This is a genomic window from Pseudoalteromonas sp. MER144-MNA-CIBAN-0113 (assembly GCF_040308965.1).
Classification (GTDB): Bacteria; Pseudomonadota; Gammaproteobacteria; order Enterobacterales; family Alteromonadaceae; genus Pseudoalteromonas; species Pseudoalteromonas tetraodonis.
In genome coordinates this window covers 1-524 of sequence record NZ_JBEOOG010000203.1, presented here as the reverse complement: position 1 = coordinate 524, position 524 = coordinate 1, and the positions used below count along the sequence as shown (strand labels likewise).

The following is a 524-nucleotide window of genomic DNA, read 5'->3' as shown; positions in this document are numbered from 1 at the left end:
TACACAAGGTTTCTCGCGCTTATGCCTAGTGTGGTGGTTCCGATGTGCAGTTACCTCACATCAAAACTTGGCAAGCCCACAGGTATACAATTTGTTGACTCCACTAAAATAGAAGTGTGTCACATCATCAGAGCTAAAAGAAATAAAGTGTTTGAAGGCGTTGCTCATCATGGAAAAGGCACTATGGGTTGGTCATATGGATTCAAACTACATTTAATAATTAATCATTTAGGTGAGATTGTGGCGCTAAAGCTCACAACGGGCAATGTGGATGATCGAGAGCCTGTTTCTGATATGGCGGACTCTATCTTCGGAAAACTCTATGGCGACAAAGGTTATATCAGCAAAGCGCTCTCTGGTGAGTTACTAGAAAAAGGTGTCGAGTTAATCACGACGGTTCGAAAGAATATGAAGAAAAAATTTATTTCATTGTGGGACAGGGCTTTATTGAAAAAACGATTTATAATCGAAACGGTGAATGATCAATTGAAAAACATTTCTTACATTGAACACTCTAGACACCG

Annotated in this window: 1 protein-coding gene; it reads left to right on the top strand. The window is 39.7% G+C overall.

What is annotated here, in order from left to right:
* Positions 1-524 (top strand): IS982 family transposase (locus AAEY57_RS19415; RefSeq protein ID WP_350608596.1); only part of this gene is annotated, 524 nt, incomplete at both ends.